At 49.0% G+C, this 18,126-nt stretch carries 12 protein-coding genes; 10 read left to right on the top strand and 2 right to left on the bottom strand.

Translation table 11 applies throughout. The annotated features are described in order from the left end of the window. Nucleotides 1–18 precede the first annotated feature (18 nt). Together LAQ65_RS14830 and LAQ65_RS14825 are read left to right on the top strand one after the other, a co-directional pair. Nucleotides 19–1,590, top strand: a complete 1,572-nt coding sequence (locus tag LAQ65_RS14830; protein ID WP_224117775.1) for a sodium:solute symporter — start codon at nucleotides 19–21, stop codon at nucleotides 1,588–1,590. Then, complete coding sequence (locus LAQ65_RS14825; RefSeq protein ID WP_224117774.1) at nucleotides 1,587–2,516, top strand: dihydrodipicolinate synthase family protein; 930 nt, start codon at nucleotides 1,587–1,589, stop codon at nucleotides 2,514–2,516. Before LAQ65_RS14830 ends, LAQ65_RS14825 begins: the two co-directional genes overlap by 4 nt. Before the next feature lie 11 nt (nucleotides 2,517–2,527). Here LAQ65_RS14825 and LAQ65_RS14820 read toward each other — a convergent pair whose 3' ends face one another. Both LAQ65_RS14820 and ade read right to left on the bottom strand, forming a co-directional pair. Continuing rightward, complete coding sequence (locus LAQ65_RS14820; protein ID WP_224117773.1) at nucleotides 2,528–5,770, bottom strand: S41 family peptidase; 3,243 nt, start codon at nucleotides 5,768–5,770, stop codon at nucleotides 2,528–2,530. 91 nt (nucleotides 5,771–5,861) lie between these two features. Beyond that, on the bottom strand, nucleotides 5,862–7,505 hold the full coding sequence (ade, locus tag LAQ65_RS14815; RefSeq protein WP_224117772.1) for an adenine deaminase: 1,644 nt from the start codon (nucleotides 7,503–7,505) through the stop codon (nucleotides 5,862–5,864). A 72-nt stretch (nucleotides 7,506–7,577) separates the two neighbouring features. Here ade and LAQ65_RS14810 point away from each other — a divergent pair, with 72 nt between their 5' ends. From LAQ65_RS14810 to LAQ65_RS14775, 8 genes are all read left to right on the top strand, one after another. Further along, nucleotides 7,578–7,976, top strand: a complete 399-nt coding sequence (locus LAQ65_RS14810; RefSeq protein WP_224117771.1) for an HYC_CC_PP family protein — start codon at nucleotides 7,578–7,580, stop codon at nucleotides 7,974–7,976. A gap of 94 nt (nucleotides 7,977–8,070) precedes the next feature. Continuing rightward, nucleotides 8,071–8,712, top strand: coding sequence for a DUF3347 domain-containing protein (locus tag LAQ65_RS14805; RefSeq protein WP_224117770.1), 642 nt, complete (start codon nucleotides 8,071–8,073; stop codon nucleotides 8,710–8,712). A gap of 23 nt (nucleotides 8,713–8,735) precedes the next feature. Then, a complete protein-coding gene (locus tag LAQ65_RS14800; RefSeq protein ID WP_224117769.1) occupies nucleotides 8,736–11,900 on the top strand; it encodes an efflux RND transporter permease subunit in 3,165 nt (1,054 codons plus the stop codon). Then, nucleotides 11,897–13,147: a TolC family protein gene (locus LAQ65_RS14795; RefSeq protein WP_224117768.1), complete on the top strand. Its 1,251-nt coding sequence runs from the start codon at nucleotides 11,897–11,899 to the stop codon at nucleotides 13,145–13,147. Before LAQ65_RS14800 ends, LAQ65_RS14795 begins: the two co-directional genes overlap by 4 nt. A gap of 9 nt (nucleotides 13,148–13,156) precedes the next feature. Beyond that, complete coding sequence (locus tag LAQ65_RS14790; RefSeq protein ID WP_224117767.1) at nucleotides 13,157–14,410, top strand: efflux RND transporter periplasmic adaptor subunit; 1,254 nt, start codon at nucleotides 13,157–13,159, stop codon at nucleotides 14,408–14,410. A gap of 5 nt (nucleotides 14,411–14,415) precedes the next feature. Continuing rightward, nucleotides 14,416–15,624: an efflux RND transporter periplasmic adaptor subunit gene (locus LAQ65_RS14785; protein WP_224117766.1), complete on the top strand. Its 1,209-nt coding sequence runs from the start codon at nucleotides 14,416–14,418 to the stop codon at nucleotides 15,622–15,624. 4 nt (nucleotides 15,625–15,628) lie between these two features. Next, a complete protein-coding gene (locus tag LAQ65_RS14780) occupies nucleotides 15,629–17,626 on the top strand; it encodes a heavy metal translocating P-type ATPase (RefSeq protein WP_224117765.1) in 1,998 nt (665 codons plus the stop codon). A 24-nt stretch (nucleotides 17,627–17,650) separates the two neighbouring features. Next, on the top strand, nucleotides 17,651–18,013 hold the full coding sequence (locus tag LAQ65_RS14775; protein ID WP_224117764.1) for a DoxX family protein: 363 nt from the start codon (nucleotides 17,651–17,653) through the stop codon (nucleotides 18,011–18,013). The last annotated feature ends 113 nt before the right edge of the window (nucleotides 18,014–18,126 follow it).

Below are 18,126 nucleotides of genomic sequence, written 5' to 3'. Positions count from 1 at the left end.
AACCTGCGCTCTAGCCTCATGATGAAGCATATTCCGCTTTTTGACCTGCTTATTATCCTGGCGTATATGGTGGCCATGGTACTGACCGGGTTATGGTTCTCCAGGAAAGGAAAGAACGCCGACCAGTTTACCAGGGCTTCCGGAAGTATTCCGGGTTGGGCGATCGGCCTCTCTATTTATGCCACTTTCCTGAGCAGCAATACTTTCCTGGGTGTTCCCGGCAAAGCTTTCGGCAGCAACTGGAATGCTTTTGTCTTTAGTTTGTCGATGCCCCTGGCTGCCTGGATCGGCGCAAAATATTTCATTCCCTTTTACCGGAAAACCGGTGAAGTTTCTGCTTATACCCATTTCGAACATCGCTTCGGCCCATGGGCCCGGACTTATGCCGTGATCTGTTTTTTACTGACCCAGTTTGCCCGGATGGGCTCCGTGTTTTTTGGTATCGCCCTAAGCCTGCAGGCCTTCACAGGATATTCCATGGCGGCGATTATCATCACCGTTGGGGTCGTTATTATTATCTATACGGTCCTGGGTGGTATTGAAGCCGTCATCTGGACGGAAGTGGTGCAGGCTATTATTAAAACCCTGGGGGCCGTGCTGATCCTTGGACTGGTTGTTTCTAAAATGCCGGGTGGTGTTTCACATATCATCGAGATCGGCCAAAGGGATGGTAAGTTCAGCCTGGGTAGCTTTGCACCCGATTTCACTACCTCAACCTTCTGGGTGGTGCTGCTCTATGGATTCTTTATCAACCTGAATAATTTCGGGATCGACCAGACTTTTGTACAGCGCTACCTTACTACCACTACCGAGAAAGAAGCCGAAAAGTCATTGTGGCTTTGCGTAAAAATGTACCTCCCGGTATCGCTGTTATTTTTAATCATCGGCGCAAGTTTATACGCTTTCTACCAGGTACATCCGGAATTAACCGATACTGTCCGTTTGCAATCGGCTGCAGAAAGATTGCCTGTAGGTGCTTCGCAGGATGCTATCAGGCAATTGGCAGGATCATTGAAACCGGCTGATTATGGCGACAAAGTGATGCCGAATTTTATGGTGACGAATATTCCAACCGGAATGGTCGGGTTAATTATTGCAGCGATCCTTTCTGCTGCAATGAGTACCATCAGCAGCGGCATGAATTCCTCCGCAACGGTTTTTACGGAAGATATTTACAAAAGGTATTTTAAGAAGAACGCGACTGACCGCCAAACCATGGGTTCTTTATATATCGGCACCTTTGTTTTCGGTGTAGTCGGTATTGCCTGCGGGGTGGCCATGATTGGCGTAAAAAGTATCCTCGATTTGTGGTGGGAGCTATCCGGGATTTTCGCAGCTGGCATGCTCGGACTTTTCCTGCTGGGTATCAGCAGCCGCCGCACCAATAATATTGAAGCATTTGTAGCCACCATTATAGGGATCCTCGTCATCGTGTGGATGACTTTCCCGTCGCTGATTCCCGATGAGCAAAGCGCCCTCAGGAATATACTGCACAAAAACATGATCATTGTAATTGGCACGCTGACCATTTTCTTAACGGGGTTGTTATTGCCCAAAATTAAAACCATGTTCAAACCACAAAGTCTATGAATACAGGAGATAAAAAATTTGTTCCGGTAATGATCACGCCTTTTAACCTGAAGGCTAAAGTGGATTTCGATGTGCTGCAGCAGCTGATTGATTTTTACATAGCTGCCGGTGTGAAAGGTTTTTTTGCCAATTGCCTCAGCAGTGAAATGTACAGCATCAGTGAAGATGAAAGGCTGGAACTGACTTCATTTATTGTGAAGTATGTCAATGGCCGTTTGCCCATAGTAGCAACCGGTTCATTTGGATTAACCATTGAAGATAAAGCCGAGTTTACGAAAAAGATCTACGATACGGGTATTGAAGCGGCGATCATGATCACCGGCCATTTTGCGCATGTAGATGACCCCGATGAATTGTTGTTAAAGAACTTTGATAAAATGTTCGGGTTAACCGGAGATATTCCCCTGGGTACCTATGAATGTCCGGCGCCTTATAAAAGAATATTGACTGCCGAAGTCTTCCAAAAACTGGTGGCATCTAACCGGCTGGTATACCATAAAGACACTTCCATACTGCTGGACAATGTTAAAGCCAAAATTGAGATTGCCACGAACAGTAACATGGAGTTTTATGATGCGCATACCCCCAATGCGATGTATTCCCTGCAGATGGGCGCGAAAGGTATGTCATCCATTTCAGGCAATTTCTATCCCGAGATTTTGGTCTGGATGTGCAACAATGCCCTGGATCCTGCAAAGCAGGAAGATGTAGCCTGGCTGCAATCGGAACTTACAGCAGTGGATCCAATAATTCACCAGGCATATCCCATGAGTGCAAAATACTTTTTGCAAAAAAGGGGATTGCCCATACGCACTATCAGTCGCACGTATGCGCTGGAATTAACCCCGCAACAAAAGCAAACCCTCGATGAAATCCATACGCGGTTCCTCGGCTGGTGCGACCGTTTAGGGATTAAACCTTTATAGTTCCTGCTTTTTTAATTTCGCTTCGGCCTGAACGACCTTATAGGTGCGGCAGGCTCGGGCTGTAATTTCACCGGGTTTTCCTTCAATAGTTTCAGGGCTGTTTCCACTGCTTTTTCCAGCTGGGGATCATGCCCTGCTATTTCCTCTTTGGGGATCATTTCAACGGTAATATCCGGTGTTACACCTATATTTTCTACATCCCATTTGCCATCGAGGTTGAAGAACCCGCCTCGGGGCGCGGTCATGCCGCCGCCGTCCATCAATTCTGGCGTATCCCAGATACCCACCAGTCCGCCCCATGTTTTGGTGCCTACTATCGGCCCGATTTTCATCTGCCGGAATAGGTATGGCAGCATATCACCGCCCGATCCGGCCATTTCATTCACGATCATCACCTTGGGGCCCAGGATGCCCGTCATTGGCTCTTTCCAGGGAGTTTTGTCACCGCTGACATTATTGAAATAACCCTGCAGTTTCCGGCTGAGGATGTCTACAAAATAATCGGCCACAGACCCCCCGCCATTGAAGCGTTCATCAATAATAACACCGGGCTTATCCTGCTGCGCAAAATAGTAGCGGTTGAAATTATTGTAGCCCCCATCGCCCGTGTTTGGCAGCCACACATAAGCCACCTGGCCATGGGATAAGGAGTCAACCAATCTCCGGTTATGCTCCACCCAGTAAAAATTGCGCAGTGTCCTTTCTGATTCCACCGGAACTACAATGGCTGTGCGGGCATTGCTGCCATCGGCGTTTTTACTAACCTTAAGGGTTACCTGCTTATTGGCTTTATTCTCAAAGAGGCTGTAGGGATTCATTGCCGCCTTCAGCGTATCACCATCTACCGAAATGATATAATCCCCTTCATTCACATCCACACCGGGAGCGCTTAATGGTGCCCGTAAATCAGGGTTCCAGTTTTCACCGGTATAGATTTTTTTGATGCGGTAACGGTTGTTGGCTATTTCGAGGTCAGCGCCCAGCAGGCCGATTTTCACCGGGTCAATTTTGGGGAAATCACCGCCGCCCACAAAAGAGTGGCCAATGGAAACTTCACCGCCTAAAATGTCGAGCAGGTAGTTAAGGTCGCTGCGATGGGCAACATGTTCCAGCAGCGGCGCATAGCGCTCATACACTTTGTTCCAGTCTGCGCCATGGGTATTCCTCACATAGAGGTAATCACGCTGGTAACGCCAGCCTTCCCGGAAGATCTGCCGCCATTCCTTCCGCGGGTCAACTTTCAGTGTTATGCCGCTGGTCGAAAAACTGCCATCACCAATATTGGGCTTGCCCGATGTTTCTACAATGCCCCATATAGCAGCGGATTTATACAATAGTTTTTTCCCATCGGCTGAAAGACTGAAATAATTTACTGGTGACAGGAATTTTTCTGCCTTGCGCTCCTTGATGGTGTATTTCTGCAGGGTAGCGCCTTCCTGGTTCTGGACGTTTTCGCTGATGAAGATTTCTCCTTCTGCGCCAGCCTTTAGTTCTCCATAGTTCCTTTCCGGCAGGCCCAGGGAAAGGATGCGCTGGCTGATACCGGGCAGGTCTATCTGTACGGTTACTTTTGAGGAATCAGTGTCGGATTTTTTGTCGTCTTTTTTTGTGTCTTTTTTCTCCGCTGTTATTTTTTCTTCATCGCTTTCCGGCAGCAATGGCGATGGCTCCCCTTTTTTCAAAACCATTATATAGGCCGACCTGCGCACAGGCCTTTCGTAAGAACTCATATCCAGCCAGCCCGATGACAAGGCGAAATTTGTGCTGGCCAGGAAATAGAGGTATTTGCCTTTGGCATCCCAGCCCGGTGAAACCGCATCCGACATGCCGTCGGTCAGCTGGATGGCTTTGGCCTGGGCAACTGAATAGGCCATAATCACATGGTACTGGCTGGGCAGCCGCTTGGAGTATCCTATCCATTTTGAGTCGGGCGACCAAACCGGGTTGATGGTCCTTTCCGGGTGCAGGTAGGGTTCTTTATCGACCAGGATTGTTTTACCTGTTGCTACTTCGGTCAGCCATAACTGTTGGATATGGTCAGTGAACGCGATCCATTTTGAATCGGGTGACCATTCCGGTGAGTAATAAAATGTGGGATGCGGGATTTTTATCTCACGGGGTTTGCTGAGCCCATCCTGGTCGGCGATCATCAGGCTATATTCACCGCTTGCGTCCGAGAACCAGGCAATGCTTTTACCGTCGGGCGACCAGGAGGGATCGTGCTCACGGCTTCCCGAAGAATTGGTCAGGTTGCGGGCATCACCTTTTTTCACCGGGATGGTTATGATTTCCCCCCTTGCTTCAAAAACAGCGCGCTGGCCTGTTGGCGATAGTGATGCTTTGGCCAGGTAGTCTGCCGCACTCACCCATTTAGGATCCAGCCAGGGGAAATCCCCTTTGACTTCGATGGGAACCTTCTTGTATTGCTTTGATGAAACATCCATGGTATATAGGTCCCCGCCATATTCAAACACCAGGTCGCCGCTATTTGCTGATAAATTCTTGATATCATATTCGGCAAAAAATGTGAGCTGTTCAAGGCCGTTAGTTTGCGTGTTATAGCTGTACAGGTTCATGGCCGAATCGCGATCGGAGAGGAAGTAAATATTGTTGTCCATCCAGGCTGGCAGCATATCGTGACTGTTGACCATGGGTAATTTCCTGAGCGTATACTGCTTTAGGTCCAGCACCCAGATCGGGTTGTTTTGGCCGCCACGGTAATTCCGCCATTCTTCATCCCAACGGATATTCATTTCATACGCGAATGATTTCCCGTCGGGTGAATAAGTCCCGCGAAAAGCCCTGGGCATGGGCAGGGCCTCGGGCATCCCGCCATCCAGGCCGATTTTGTACATTTTAGTAAAACCGCCATGTGCACCGTCGCGGCCGGATGTGAAGACCACTTTGCCATCGGGGCTCCATCCTGAAACCATATCAAAATCAGGATGCCAGGTGAGCCGCTTCGGTATTCCGCCTTCAGTGGCCACGACATAAACATCCATATTGTCCCCGTACTGTCCGCTGAACGCAACCATCTTGCCATCGGGTGAAAATTTCGGGTTCGATTCTACGCCGGGAAAACTGGTCAGCCTTTGCGCGGTGCCGCCCTGTTTATTAACGGTCCAAAGATCACCGGCGTAGGCAAACACAATTTTCTGTCCGCTGATGTCGGGTTGCCGCAGCAGCCGGGTTTCCTGGGCCTGTATGAATTGCGATGAAGAGAAAAGCAGCAGTGCAGCAACGATATATCTCATGGCAGTATATTTTGGAATATTTAATATAAGCTAGGCAAAATTTCGTGAATAGTGAATAGTGAATGGTGAATGGTGAATGGTGAATAGTGCCTTAATGTCCTTTTGCCAGAAATGAAAATGCCACCCCATCAAACAACCCGAGGTCAGATAATTTTAATTCGGGAATGACGAGCAGCGCCATAAAAGATAGCGTCATGAATGGCGCGTTGAGGGTGGAGCCGAGGGATTTGGCCATGGCATCAATCTGCGTATAAGACCGGGCAACTTCATAACCATCATCGGTACTCATCAGTCCGGCGACAGGCAGGGGTAATACAGCCGACGCATCCGGACCTACACAACTCACCCCGCCGCGCTCGGCGATCACCAGGTTAACGGCTTCGCATAGACTGGCATCATCTGCGCCAACTGCAATGATATTATGGGAATCGTGGGCCACGGAAGAGGCAATGGCCCCGTGCTTCAAACCGAAGTTTTTAATAAAACATAACGCCACCGGCGCATCCTGGTAACGGTTAACCACGCAGAGTTTCAGCAGGTCCTTAGCGGGATTGGCCTGCCACCCATTTTCATCCTGCAGCAAATCTTCCTTCGAAACAGGAATGGCATGGGTGATCAATTGTCCGTCCAGTGCTTCAATGGCCGGCAGTGGTTCACCATCTGCAGCGATCCTGAAATCGGCTACCGTACGGGGACTGGCTTCAAATCGGTTAATGGGTTCCGTTAGCACATGCGGGATCAGTGATTTCCCGTTTGCGGCCACCAGTTGTCCATCTATCCAGGTTTCCAAAACCTTGAACTTGCCCAGGTCTTCCAGGATAATAAAATCTGCCGGGTCGCCTTCGCGCAACAGTCCCACCCGCATCCTGTAGTGCAATACCGGGTTCACGCAGGCGGCCTGCAGCACCTTGAATACATCCACTTCGTGTTCCACTGCCCGCGCGCAGAGCTGGTCAATATGCCCGGCCACAAGGCTATCGGGATGTTTATCATCTGAACAGAACATCATATTGGCAGCATGGTCGTTCAGCAGCTCCACTAGGGCCTCGAAATTCTTTGCGGCACTGCCTTCACGCACCAGGATCTTCATGCCGTGCGCCAGTTTGTCCTCGGCTTCTTCTGCAGTAAAACATTCATGGTCGGTACTGATGCCTGCCGCGATATAATTTCGGGCGTCTTCGCCACGGAGACCAGGCGCATGGCCATCAACCGGCTTGCCCAAATGCCAGGCGGCAGCGATCTTTTTCATCACCTCGGGATCCTGGTGCAGCACACCGGGGAAATTCATCATCTCGCTCAGGTAATATATATCATCACGTTCAAGCAGGTCATGTACCTCGTCTGCATTGATCCTGGCACCGGCTGTTTCAAAAACAGTGGCCGGCACGCAACTCGGCGCGCCAAAATGAAACTTGAACGGCACCCGGGCACCATTATCTATCATGAACCTCACCCCTTCAACACCCAGCACATTGGCGATCTCATGGGGATCGGAAATTGTACCCACCGTGCCATGGACCACCGCCAGCCGCGCAAAGGCAGAAGGCACGAGCATGGAACTTTCGATATGGACATGCGCATCGATGAAACCCGGACAAATGTAATTCGCGGCTGTATTGGGCATTTCAGAAAGCATAACGATGCGGCTGATCCGGTCACCATCCAGGTGGACTTCCCCGAAATAGATATTCCGGTTGGGTATGTCCACTATATTGGCTTGAATCGCTTTTCCCATACTGCAAAGTAAGAACACTGGGTATAGAAAATTCATGCCCGCCTCCATAAAATTATTTATATTTTTGCAGTATTGAGAAAGTTCATCACCGCCATATTAGCCATTTTATACCTGGCCACTTCCACAGGGGCCGTTATCAACATGCATTACTGCATGGGCGAAATGACCGACTGGGACCTTAGCAGCAAAGCTTCAAAAAACTGCCAGACCTGTGGCATGGAGAAGAGCGACAAAAAAGGCAACCACTGCTGCAAGGATGAAATTAAGTTCGTTAAGAACAATACCGACCAGAAATCCACGGAAGCAAGTTTCCATTTTGCATTTACTGATGCTGTGGCTATCCCGGTAAGCTTTATCGAAATCCCGACTGTACCTGTATCTTCCTTAACAGTTGGAAACCCCAATAGCCATGCACCACCCCAGCGCAGTAGCATCGGCATTTATATTCTCGACCGGAGTATCCTGGTTTAATACCGGCTTTGTAAAGAACGCCCAACCCCCACGTTGGGCTATTGGCATTTTCCCATGCCCAAATTGTAATCAATCAAATCAAATAGATATACGCATGAAAAAGACAATTCCTGTTTTTACCACTATTGCTGTAATGATGATCATGGCCTGTAATAGTAATCCCGCGACAAAAGAGACCCCGGTTGAGGAACATACCAATGTTGTGGCTCCTGTCCCTGATACCGCAACTGCAACTGATCCCGCGGCCACACCTGCAGTGGATACATCGATAAAAGTTATTGCTGCCACCTTCTCTTCTGTTGACCCCGGCGTGACTTCCTTCATGGGTGCCCTGGTACAACATTACCTGGAACTGAAAAATGCCCTTTTTAATGCTGATGAAAAAGTAGCAGCAGCGGCATCGGCCAAAATGGAAACTGCCATGAAAAGCTTCGACAAATCATTGCTCAGCACCGACCAGAAAAAGGTATACGATGGTGTGGAAGCCGACCTGAAAGAACATACTGAACATATCGCAAAAAGTAAACTGGCCCACCAGCGCGAACATTTTGCCATGATGAGTGAAGACATGGCCGACCTGGTGAAAGCCTTTGGCGCAGGCAGGCCGCTTTACCTCGATAATTGCCCGATGTATAAAAAAGGCTCCAACTGGCTGAGTGAAGTAAAAGAAATCCGCAATCCTTTTTACGGGTCAGAAATGCCAGGCTGTGGCGATGTGACTGTAATGTATAAATAGCCCATAGGGTAAACCCAACCAGTATGATCCCATCCATAATTTCCTGGTCACTGAAAAACCGGTACATCGTTTTGCTGCTGGCGATAGTACTGTTTGCAGCGGGGATTTTCAACATACAGAAAAACCCGATTGACGCCATTCCCGACCTGAGCGAAAACCAGGTGATCGTGTTTACGGAATGGATGGGCCGCGGCCCGCAGATCATGGAGGACCAGGTGACCTATCCTTTGGTGAGCAATCTGCAGGGTATCCCCAAAGTGAAAAACATCCGCGCTACCTCCATGTTCGGGATGAGTTTCGTGTACGTGATTTTTGAAGAGGATGTGGATGTGTACTGGGCCCGCACCAGGGTGCTCGAAAGGTTGAACTACGCGCAAAGGCTGATGCCCACAGGCGTTACGCCTACCCTTGGACCGGATGGCACCGGGGTCGGGCATGTTTTCTGGTATACGTTAGATGCAAAAAACCTCGACCTGGGTGAGCAAAGGGCGCTGCAGGACTGGTATGTAAAACTGGCCCTGCAAACGGTGCCGGGAGTAGCCGAAATTGCTTCCTTCGGCGGGTTTGAAAAACAATACCAGCTGGTGGTAGATCCTGTGAAACTGCAGTTTTACAATATCTCCCTCATGGATGTGATGAACAAGGTGAAAGCCAGCAACAACGACGTGGGCGGCAGGAAATTTGAAATGAGCGATATGGCTTATATCATCCGCGGGCTGGGCTATATTAAAAACAAGGCAGACATCGAAAGCATCGCCGTTGGTAATTACAACGGCATCCCGGTAAGGGTGCAGGATATCGGCACGGTGCAAATGGGCGGGGACCTCCGCCTCGGCATCTTTGATGAGAACGGGGAAGGCGAAGTGGTGGGCGGCATTGTGGTGATGCGCTATGGTGAAAATGCAGATAAAGTGATCAGTTCGGTCAAAGCTAAAATGAAGGAAGTCGAGAAAGGCCTGCCCGAAGGCGTGACCTTTAAAACCTCCTATGACCGCAGTGAATTGATTGAAGCTGCTATCGGTAATATTAAAAGCAAGCTGATTGAAGAAATGGCCATCGTTGCCCTTATCGTCATCTTGTTTTTATTCCACTGGCGAAGCGCCCTCAGCATCATTATCCAGATACCGATTACCATCGCCATCAGTTTTATCCTGTTGAACCTGCTCGGCATCTCCTCTAACATCATGTCGCTGACCGGTATCGCCCTGGCCATCGGGGTTATCGTCGATAACGGCATCATCATGAGCGAGAATGCCTACCGGCACCTGTCCGACTGGCAAGCCGCAAACACAAACGGTAACAACTATCGCATACCCGGCGCAGTGAGGATGGACCTGGTCCGTAAAGCCTGTATCCAGGTGTCGCGCGGGGTCTTCTTTTCCACCATCATTATCATCGCTTCCTTTTTACCGGTGTTTTTATTGACCGGGCAGGAAGGTAAATTGTTCCACCCACTGGCCTATACCAAGACTTTTATCATGCTGGTGGATGCCTTGCTGGTGATTACCCTGGCCCCCGTATTGATCTCTTTTTTTATGAAAGGCAGGTTCAGGCCTGAAACCCATAACCCCGTTAACCGCTTACTGGAAAAAATATATGAACCGGTTATCCGGGCCTGTATCAAATGGCGGAAGACAACTATCGCCGTTAACATCATTGCCCTGGCCATCAGCATCCCCCTGGTGATGAGCCTGGGCAGGGAATTTATGCCGCCACTTGATGAAGGCTCCCTGTTGTTCATGCCGGTGACCTTACCCGATGTTTCAAACAGCGAAGTGAAAAGGATTTTGCAGGTGCAGGATAAACTGATCAAGTCGGTACCCGAAGTAAAGAATGTGCTGGGTAAGGCCGGCAGGGCAAATACCGCAACAGATAATTCGCCCATCAGCATGGTCGAAACTATCATCTTGCTGAAGCCCCAGTCGGAATGGAGAAAGGGCATCACCAAAAATGATATTATCAATGAACTGAATGCCAAGCTGCAGATCCCCGGCGTAACTAACGGCTGGACACAACCGATCATCAACCGGATCAATATGTTGTCCACCGGTATCCGTACCGATGTGGGTGTAAAAGTATATGGCCAGGACCTCGACACCATTTACGCTTTCAGTGAACAGATTAAAAAGGAACTGGATGGTATTAAAGGGGTGAAGGACTTATATGTTGAACCCATCACTGGTGGTAAATACATTGATATAGTTGTAAAACGCGACGAGATCGGCCGTTACGGCTTAACAGTTGATGACGTGAACAGCGTGGTGGAAATCGCGCTGGGCGGAATGCGGTTGACCACTACCGTTGAAGGCCGCCAACGTTTTTCTGTCAACGCCCGGTTCGGACAGGATTTCAGGAATAACCTGGAAGCCCTGAAACGCCTGCAGGTGCAGACCATGAAATTTGGCCCTGTTCCTTTAGGGTCTGTGGCCGATGTAAAAATAACCGAGGGCCCGCCGATGATCAATTCCGAGAACGCGCTGCTTCGCGGAACGGTATTATTTAACGTTAGGGAAAGGGACCTGGGCAGCACAGTGAATGAAGCAAAAGCTAAACTGGATCAGCTGCTCACTAAACTGCCCAAAGGATATTTTATTGAATGGAGTGGACAGTATGAAAACCTGGTCCGCAGCGAAAAAACCATGCAGCTCATTTTACCGGTGGTGTTGTTCATCATCTTCCTGTCGATGTATTTTGCTTTTCATTCAGTAAAGGAAGCGCTGTTAAGCCTTATCTCCATTCCCTTTGCACTGATCGGCGGGGCATTCCTGGTTTACTTCTGGGGCGTGAATTTATCTGTTGCAGTAGCAGTTGGTTTTATTGCTTTATTCGGACTGGCAGTGGAAACGGGTATCGTGATGGTTATTTACCTGAATGATGCCATGCAGCAACTGGTAGAGAAAAAAGGAAATTCAAAAGAAACCATCACAAAAGAAGAACTACGGGAAGCCGTTATTGCCGGCGCTTCGAAAAGGTTAAGGCCCAAGCTGATGACCGTTAGTGTATCGCTCTTTGCCCTGATCCCCATTTTATGGAGCCACGGTGTGGGCAGCGATGTCATGAAGCCCATCGTTCTACCCATGGTGGGTGGCGTACTGACTTCAGCAACACATATCCTGCTGGTGACCCCATTGATTTTCTTGCTGTCCAAAGAATATGAGTTACGGAAAAAAGGAAAGATAACGTTATGAAAAACTTACCCATAATAATTGGCTGTTTGCTTACGGTTCAGCTGGTACAGTCGCAACCGGTATTGTCCTTGCAGGATGTACGCACCGCTATTGAAGTGAACCACCCGGCCTTAAAAATGCTGGATGCTGAAGCCCGCTCAATGGATGAAGCGGCCAAAGGATCGTACTCCTGGATGGCACCCGAACTTGGCGCGGGATTTTACCAGACACCCTACAATCCCAATAAGTGGAAGGCCATGGATGGCCAGCCGGGTATGGGCATGTTTATGGTCTCTGCACAGCAAATGTTTCCCAGCAAAAAAAAGCAGGATGCCGCATTTGCTTTTATGAATGCGCAATCATCTATTGAAAAACAGAAGAAGGATGTAGTGGTGAATGAATTGCTGTACACAGCACGTAAAAACTACTACGACTGGGTGGTGCTGGCAAAGAAACTGAAAGTGCTGGATGAAAATGTTAAGCTGCTGCAGTTCATGATGCAAAGCGCGGAGATTCGCTATAAGAATGGCCTGGGTAAAATCAGCGGGTACTACAAAGCTAAAGCGGCATTGTCTAACCTGGAGAATATGCAACTGATGCTGTCAAATGAAATTGTGATGAAGCGGATCGCGATTAATACTATCATGAACAGGAATACGGATGAGGCTTTTGTGGTGGACACTAATTATACCTGGATTGATTTTAATAAAAAGATGTTTGACTCCGCTGCTTTGATGCAACAGTTGAGTGTACTTAAAGTGATTGACAGGAATATTGCTGTCAACAACCTGGAGAGCCAGGCAGAAAAATCCAGCCTTGCTCCCGAGTTTGGGGTCAGGTACGACAACATGTTTGGCTGGGCCCAGCAACCCGTGCAGTTTTCCCTGATGGGTATGGTGAAACTGCCCATGGCGAAATGGTCTTCTAAAATGAATAAGGCAAAAATGGAGAGCCTGCTCTGGAAGAACGAGGCACTGAAAAACCAGCAGCAGATGATTATCAATGAAGCCGCTGGAATGGCCAGCTCCAGCTATACCGAACTGGAATTGAAAAAGAAACAAATGGCCCTTTACGAAAAGCAGATCATTCCCGCTTTACAAAGAAACTACCAGGTGATGCAGTTGGGCTATGAGCAAAACACAGAGGAGTTGTTTGAATTGTTTGATGCCTGGGAGGCGCTGAATATGACGCAGATGGAATATCTCGACCAGTTGCAGAAGGCCTTGCAAATGCAGGCCGAACTGATGAAAATTTTGGAAATCAAATAAGGCTAGCCGATGAAAAAATTACCGATACAAGGATGGTTATGTTTTATGCTGGTAACCTGTTTTCTTTTTGCCTGCCACAATGTGCGCAGGGAACCTGAAAAGGCCGCCGTTACAGAACATAAAACAAAAGCCTATACCTGTCCCATGCACCCGCAGGTGCAGAGCGATACGGCTGGTTTTTGCCCTATTTGCGGCATGCAACTGGAGAAAGTAAAATCCTCTGCAGAGCCGAAGGCGGTTTCCCTGAATACCCTCATCAAACCATCCAACCAGCGGGTGATTGCCAATGTTTCCATGGTGCACATGATGGCCCGGGAAGAAAATATTGAAATGGCTTCTTTTGGGTTTATTACCTATGATACCCGCCAGGTGGGCACTATCGCGGCCGACTATGCCGGCCGTATTGAAAAACTCTACGTTAAATACCGCTACCAGGAAATTCGCATCGGCCAGCGGATCATGGATATCTATAGTCCTGAGTTACTCACCGCCCAGGAAAATTTATTGTTCCTGCTGAAGAATGATCCTGACAATGAGCTGCTGATTAGTTCAGCGAAACAGAAATTGTATTTGCTGGGCATGGGCAAGTTGCAGCTCGACCAGGTGATCAAATCCGGTAAGGCAGCATTGACTGTTGCGGTATACAGTAAGTACTCCGGCCATGTGCATGAAAGCAACAGTGAAGGCATGAACAGCAGCCAGCCTGCAGCGATGAACCCTGTATCCGTTACTACCCCCGAGTTGTCGGTTAAGGAAGGGATGTATGTTCAAAAAGGGCAGCCGATTTTTTCGGTGTTCAATCCCAACAAAGCATGGGCCGTGCTGAATATTTTCACCGGCCAGGCGGCGATGGTGAAGGCGGGTAATAAAGTACGCATTGCCACAGAAGGCAACCCCCCGAAGGATTTCAGGGCGGCTATCAGCTATATCGAACCGGTTTACCGGAAGGATAGCAAAACCCTTACGGCCAGGGTCTATTTTGATAATGCGTCATTGCAGGTTCCGATCGGCAGCCAGGTTAAAGCGACCATTTTTGCCGGCGACCGTTCTGCTAACTGGCTACCTGAAGAAGCAGTTTTAACCCTCGGCATGGATAAGGTTGTGTTTGTCCGTAACGGCGAATCCTTCCTGGCCAGGAAAATTGAAACGGGTATTTCGAATAAACATTTGGTGCAGGTATTGGCGGGACTGGACCAGTCTGAAGCAGTAGCGGCGAATGCGCAATACCTGGTGGACAGCGAGAGTTTTATTAAAACAAATTGAGCGTCATGAAAAGCATCATAACTATCATCCTCTTTGTTGTAGCCGGAATGGTTTCCTGTAAAAACAAAACAGCAACCAGCCTGCAGGCAGTGGAATACTATACCTGCAGCATGCACCCGCAGGTGATGCAGGATCATCCCGGCACTTGTCCCATTTGCCATATGGATTTAATCGTGGTGAAAAAAACCAGTTCCGCTGCCGATGAAATAGTGCTGAACGACGACCAGGTCCTGCTGGGGAATATCCAGGCCGATACCCTGCGTACCGGCATGATCGGCGACAAGCTTATACTGACCGCTACCCTGAATACAAATGAAACAACAGTCAACAGTATCAACGCCCGGATCATGGGCCGGATAGACCACCTGTATTTTAAAAATACCGGCGATTATGTGAAGCAGGGCGAGCGGATCTATGACCTCTATAGCGAAGAACTCAATACTGCCAAACAGGAATATATTGTTGCACTGGAAAAACAACAAGCCCTGGGCAATGCGGTTATAGATTTTAACCGCTTGCTGCAAAGCGCAAAAAACAAACTGTTGCTATGGGGACTAACAGAAGCGCAGGTGAATGAATTGGCCACTACAAAAAAAGCATCCCCGCTCACGGCATTTTATAGTAAGGCCTCGGGGTATATCACCGAACTGCCGGTAACAGAAGGGCAGTATGTCAGTGAGGGCAGCACCATCCTTAAACTGGCTAACCTTTCCACGCTATGGGCAGAAGCGCAGGTCTATGCCGCGCAACTGTCGGCGGTTGATTTAAAAGGCACGGCCATCGTGCAGGTGCCCGACCTGCCCGGCAGGCAATGGCAGGGAAAAATTGAATTCGTGAACCCTGAAATCGTATCGGGCTCCAGGCTTAACCTGGTGCGGGTATCCGTGCCCAATGCCAATGGCGTACTCAAACCCGGCATGCCGGCATTTGTACTGGTTAAAAGCAGGGAATCGAAATCAATTACAATCCCTTCAGATGCGGTATTGCGCAGCGAAATGATGAATACGGTTTGGGTGCAGTCGGGTAAGAACAGGTACAAAATGAAAATGGTGGAAACCGGGATGGAAACTGATGACCGGATTGAAATAACTTCGGGGTTGCAGGACGGTGATGTGGTCGTTACCAGCGGGGCCTACCTGCTGCAGAGTGAATTTGTTTTTAAGAAAGGCGGTGATGCTATGGGTGGTATGGATATGGGTAACCATAAACACTAAAGACATGCACGAACATGAGCACGGACATGAACACGAACACCAGCATGTAACACATGCTGCGGGCCATGACCATCATGCCATGATGGCCGGGGACCTTAAAAAGCGGTTCTATGTCGTCGTTATACTCACCATTCCCATTTTGCTTTTGTCTGAAATGATCCAGCACTGGTTGCATTTCTCTTTCCATTTCCCCGGTTCTCAATATGTATTGCTGGCTCTTTCGACCATTGTTTTCGGGTATGGTGGCTGGCCCTTCCTCAATGGCTGGGCGGCTGAAATGAAAGGGAAGAATCCCGGCATGATGACCCTTATCGGCTTTGCCATTTCAGTGGCCTATTGTTACAGCGTTGCCACCGTGTTTGGCCTGCAAGGCATGGATTTTTTCTGGGAACTGGCCACGCTGATCCTCATTATGTTACTGGGCCACTGGATTGAAATGAAATCCGTCGCCGGCGCTTCCCGCGAACTGGAATTGCTGGTGAAGTTGATGCCGAACGAAGCGCATATGCTGCATGGTGACCATATCATGGAAGTGAAAACAGAAACCCTGAAAGTGAGCGACCTGGTCCTCATCAAGCCCGGCGAAAAAATGCCTGCAGATGGTTTAATCACAGAAGGGGAAACTTATGTGAATGAATCGATGCTAACGGGTGAATCCTTACCCGTTCAGAAGAGTAAAGGGGATGCCGTCATTGCGGGTTCCATCAATGGCAATGGCGCCATCAGGGTTTCGGTATCGCATGGTGCGAAAGATTCTTATTTGTCGCAGGTGATCAAACTGGTGCATGATGCGCAGGACGCAAAATCCCAAACACAGTTGCTGGCCGATAAAGCTGCAAAATGGCTCACCCTGATTGCGCTGGTAGCAGGTATAACTACATTTTTTGTATGGTGGATGTTAGGAAAGGACCTCGCTTTTTCCATTGAAAGGATGGTGACGGTTATCGTGATCTGTTGCCCGCATGCACTCGGACTGGCAGTTCCGCTGGTAGTGGCGAAGTCAACGGCTTTATCCGCTAAAAATGGATTGCTTATTAAGAACCGCACCGCGTTTGAAAATGCCCGCAAAATCACCACCCTGGTATTTGACAAAACGGGGACACTCACTATAGGAAAATTTGAAGTCAGTGCAATCGTCCCGGTAGGGGAATGGTCTGTATCCGATGTATTACAATATGCCGCTGCGCTGGAACAAAACTCGGAACATCCCATTGCCACCGGTATCTGCCATAAAGCAAAAGAAGCTTCCTTAACTATTCCGCCTGTAGAAAATTTCAGGGCCCTACCCGGTGAAGGAGTAACGGCAATGGTTAGCGGCAAAACAATAAAAGTGGTTAGTCCGGGTTACCTGGAAACGCACCAGCTTTCACAGCCTGCCGGTACCCCCGCCGACCCCACGGCAACCATTGTTTATGTGCTGGTGGATGAAGCATTAGCCGGATCAATTGCTTTATCGGATACCATCAGGCCGGAATCAGCAATAGCTATCCAGGCACTGCAAAAAGAGAAGATCAAATCAGTGTTATTGACGGGCGACAACCCGCAGGTAGCTGCATCCGTGGCAAAGCAACTGGGCATGGACAGTTTTTTTGCCGGTGTGTTACCCCACCAGAAACTGGATAAAATAAAAGAATTACAGGCGAGGGGCGAATTTGTGGCGATGACCGGCGATGGGGTAAATGATGCGCCCGCCCTGGCCCAGGCCGATGTTGGAATTGCAGTTGGATCCGGTTCTGATATTGCTGCTGAAACCGCCGGCATTGTTCTGGTGAACAGCAACCCGAAAGATGTGGTGTCCCTGATCCGGTTTGGTAAAGCTACCCATCGCAAGATGATCCAGAATTTAATCTGGGCCACCGGGTACAATGCCGTGGCCCTGCCCCTGGCTGCGGGCGTCTTGTATAATATGGGCATCCTCCTGAGCCCGGCTGCCGGGGCAATATTAATGACGGTGAGTACAGTGGTGGTTGCGGTTAATGCCAGTCTTTTAAAAATGAAGTAGGTTTATACCACAAAAGTCAAAGCAATGAAAGCAATGAAAATCATCACAACAGGGCTTCCTTTTCTTGCAGCTGCCCTGGTCATATTCAGCGGGATCATAAAACTCATGGGCGGCGAAGAAGTGAATAGGGTCCTCAGCGGTTTTGGGGTAGGTCAATACCGGGTTATACTGGGACTGATGGAAATCGGGTTTGCCATTTTATTCCTTATCCCCCGCACCAACCGGATCGGGTTCCTGCTTTTATCCTGCTATTTTGCAGGGGCCATGGGGACTGAATTGTCACACGGCACTAGTTTCAATGCCTTAACACCTATTGCCCTGGTTTGGGTGGCCACTTTCCTCCGCGACAGGGATGTTTTCCTGGGTTCCCCCGCAAAACAGGCCTGAGTACTACCCAACTACCCTAAACTATTCCTAAAATAAGCCTGCGCCTGTAAGGAATTGGTTAAACGGTCAACTAATAGGATAAATTCCCGCTAAATTTGGGAACTAAACTTTTT

It is taken from the genome of Flavihumibacter profundi (genome assembly GCF_020076305.1).
Taxonomy (GTDB): Bacteria; Bacteroidota; Bacteroidia; order Chitinophagales; family Chitinophagaceae; genus Flavihumibacter; species Flavihumibacter profundi.
This window is presented reverse-complemented; position numbering and strand designations above follow the sequence as displayed.

Bases quoted from the DNA above. Each gene is read 5' to 3' on its own strand.
- LAQ65_RS14830 (WP_224117775.1), top strand. From the start codon at position 19: ATGATGAAGCATATTCCGCTTTTTGACCTGCTTATTATCCTGGCGTAT.
- LAQ65_RS14825 (WP_224117774.1), top strand. From the start codon at position 1,587: ATGAATACAGGAGATAAAAAATTTGTTCCGGTAATGATCACGCCTTTT.
- LAQ65_RS14820 (WP_224117773.1), bottom strand. From the start codon at position 5,770: ATGAGATATATCGTTGCTGCACTGCTGCTTTTCTCTTCATCGCAATTC.
- ade (WP_224117772.1), bottom strand. From the start codon at position 7,505: ATGGGAAAAGCGATTCAAGCCAATATAGTGGACATACCCAACCGGAAT.
- LAQ65_RS14805 (WP_224117770.1), top strand. From the start codon at position 8,071: ATGAAAAAGACAATTCCTGTTTTTACCACTATTGCTGTAATGATGATC.
- LAQ65_RS14800 (WP_224117769.1), top strand. From the start codon at position 8,736: ATGATCCCATCCATAATTTCCTGGTCACTGAAAAACCGGTACATCGTT.
- LAQ65_RS14795 (WP_224117768.1), top strand. From the start codon at position 11,897: ATGAAAAACTTACCCATAATAATTGGCTGTTTGCTTACGGTTCAGCTG.
- LAQ65_RS14790 (WP_224117767.1), top strand. From the start codon at position 13,157: ATGAAAAAATTACCGATACAAGGATGGTTATGTTTTATGCTGGTAACC.
- LAQ65_RS14785 (WP_224117766.1), top strand. From the start codon at position 14,416: ATGAAAAGCATCATAACTATCATCCTCTTTGTTGTAGCCGGAATGGTT.
- LAQ65_RS14780 (WP_224117765.1), top strand. From the start codon at position 15,629: ATGCACGAACATGAGCACGGACATGAACACGAACACCAGCATGTAACA.
- LAQ65_RS14775 (WP_224117764.1), top strand. From the start codon at position 17,651: ATGAAAGCAATGAAAATCATCACAACAGGGCTTCCTTTTCTTGCAGCT.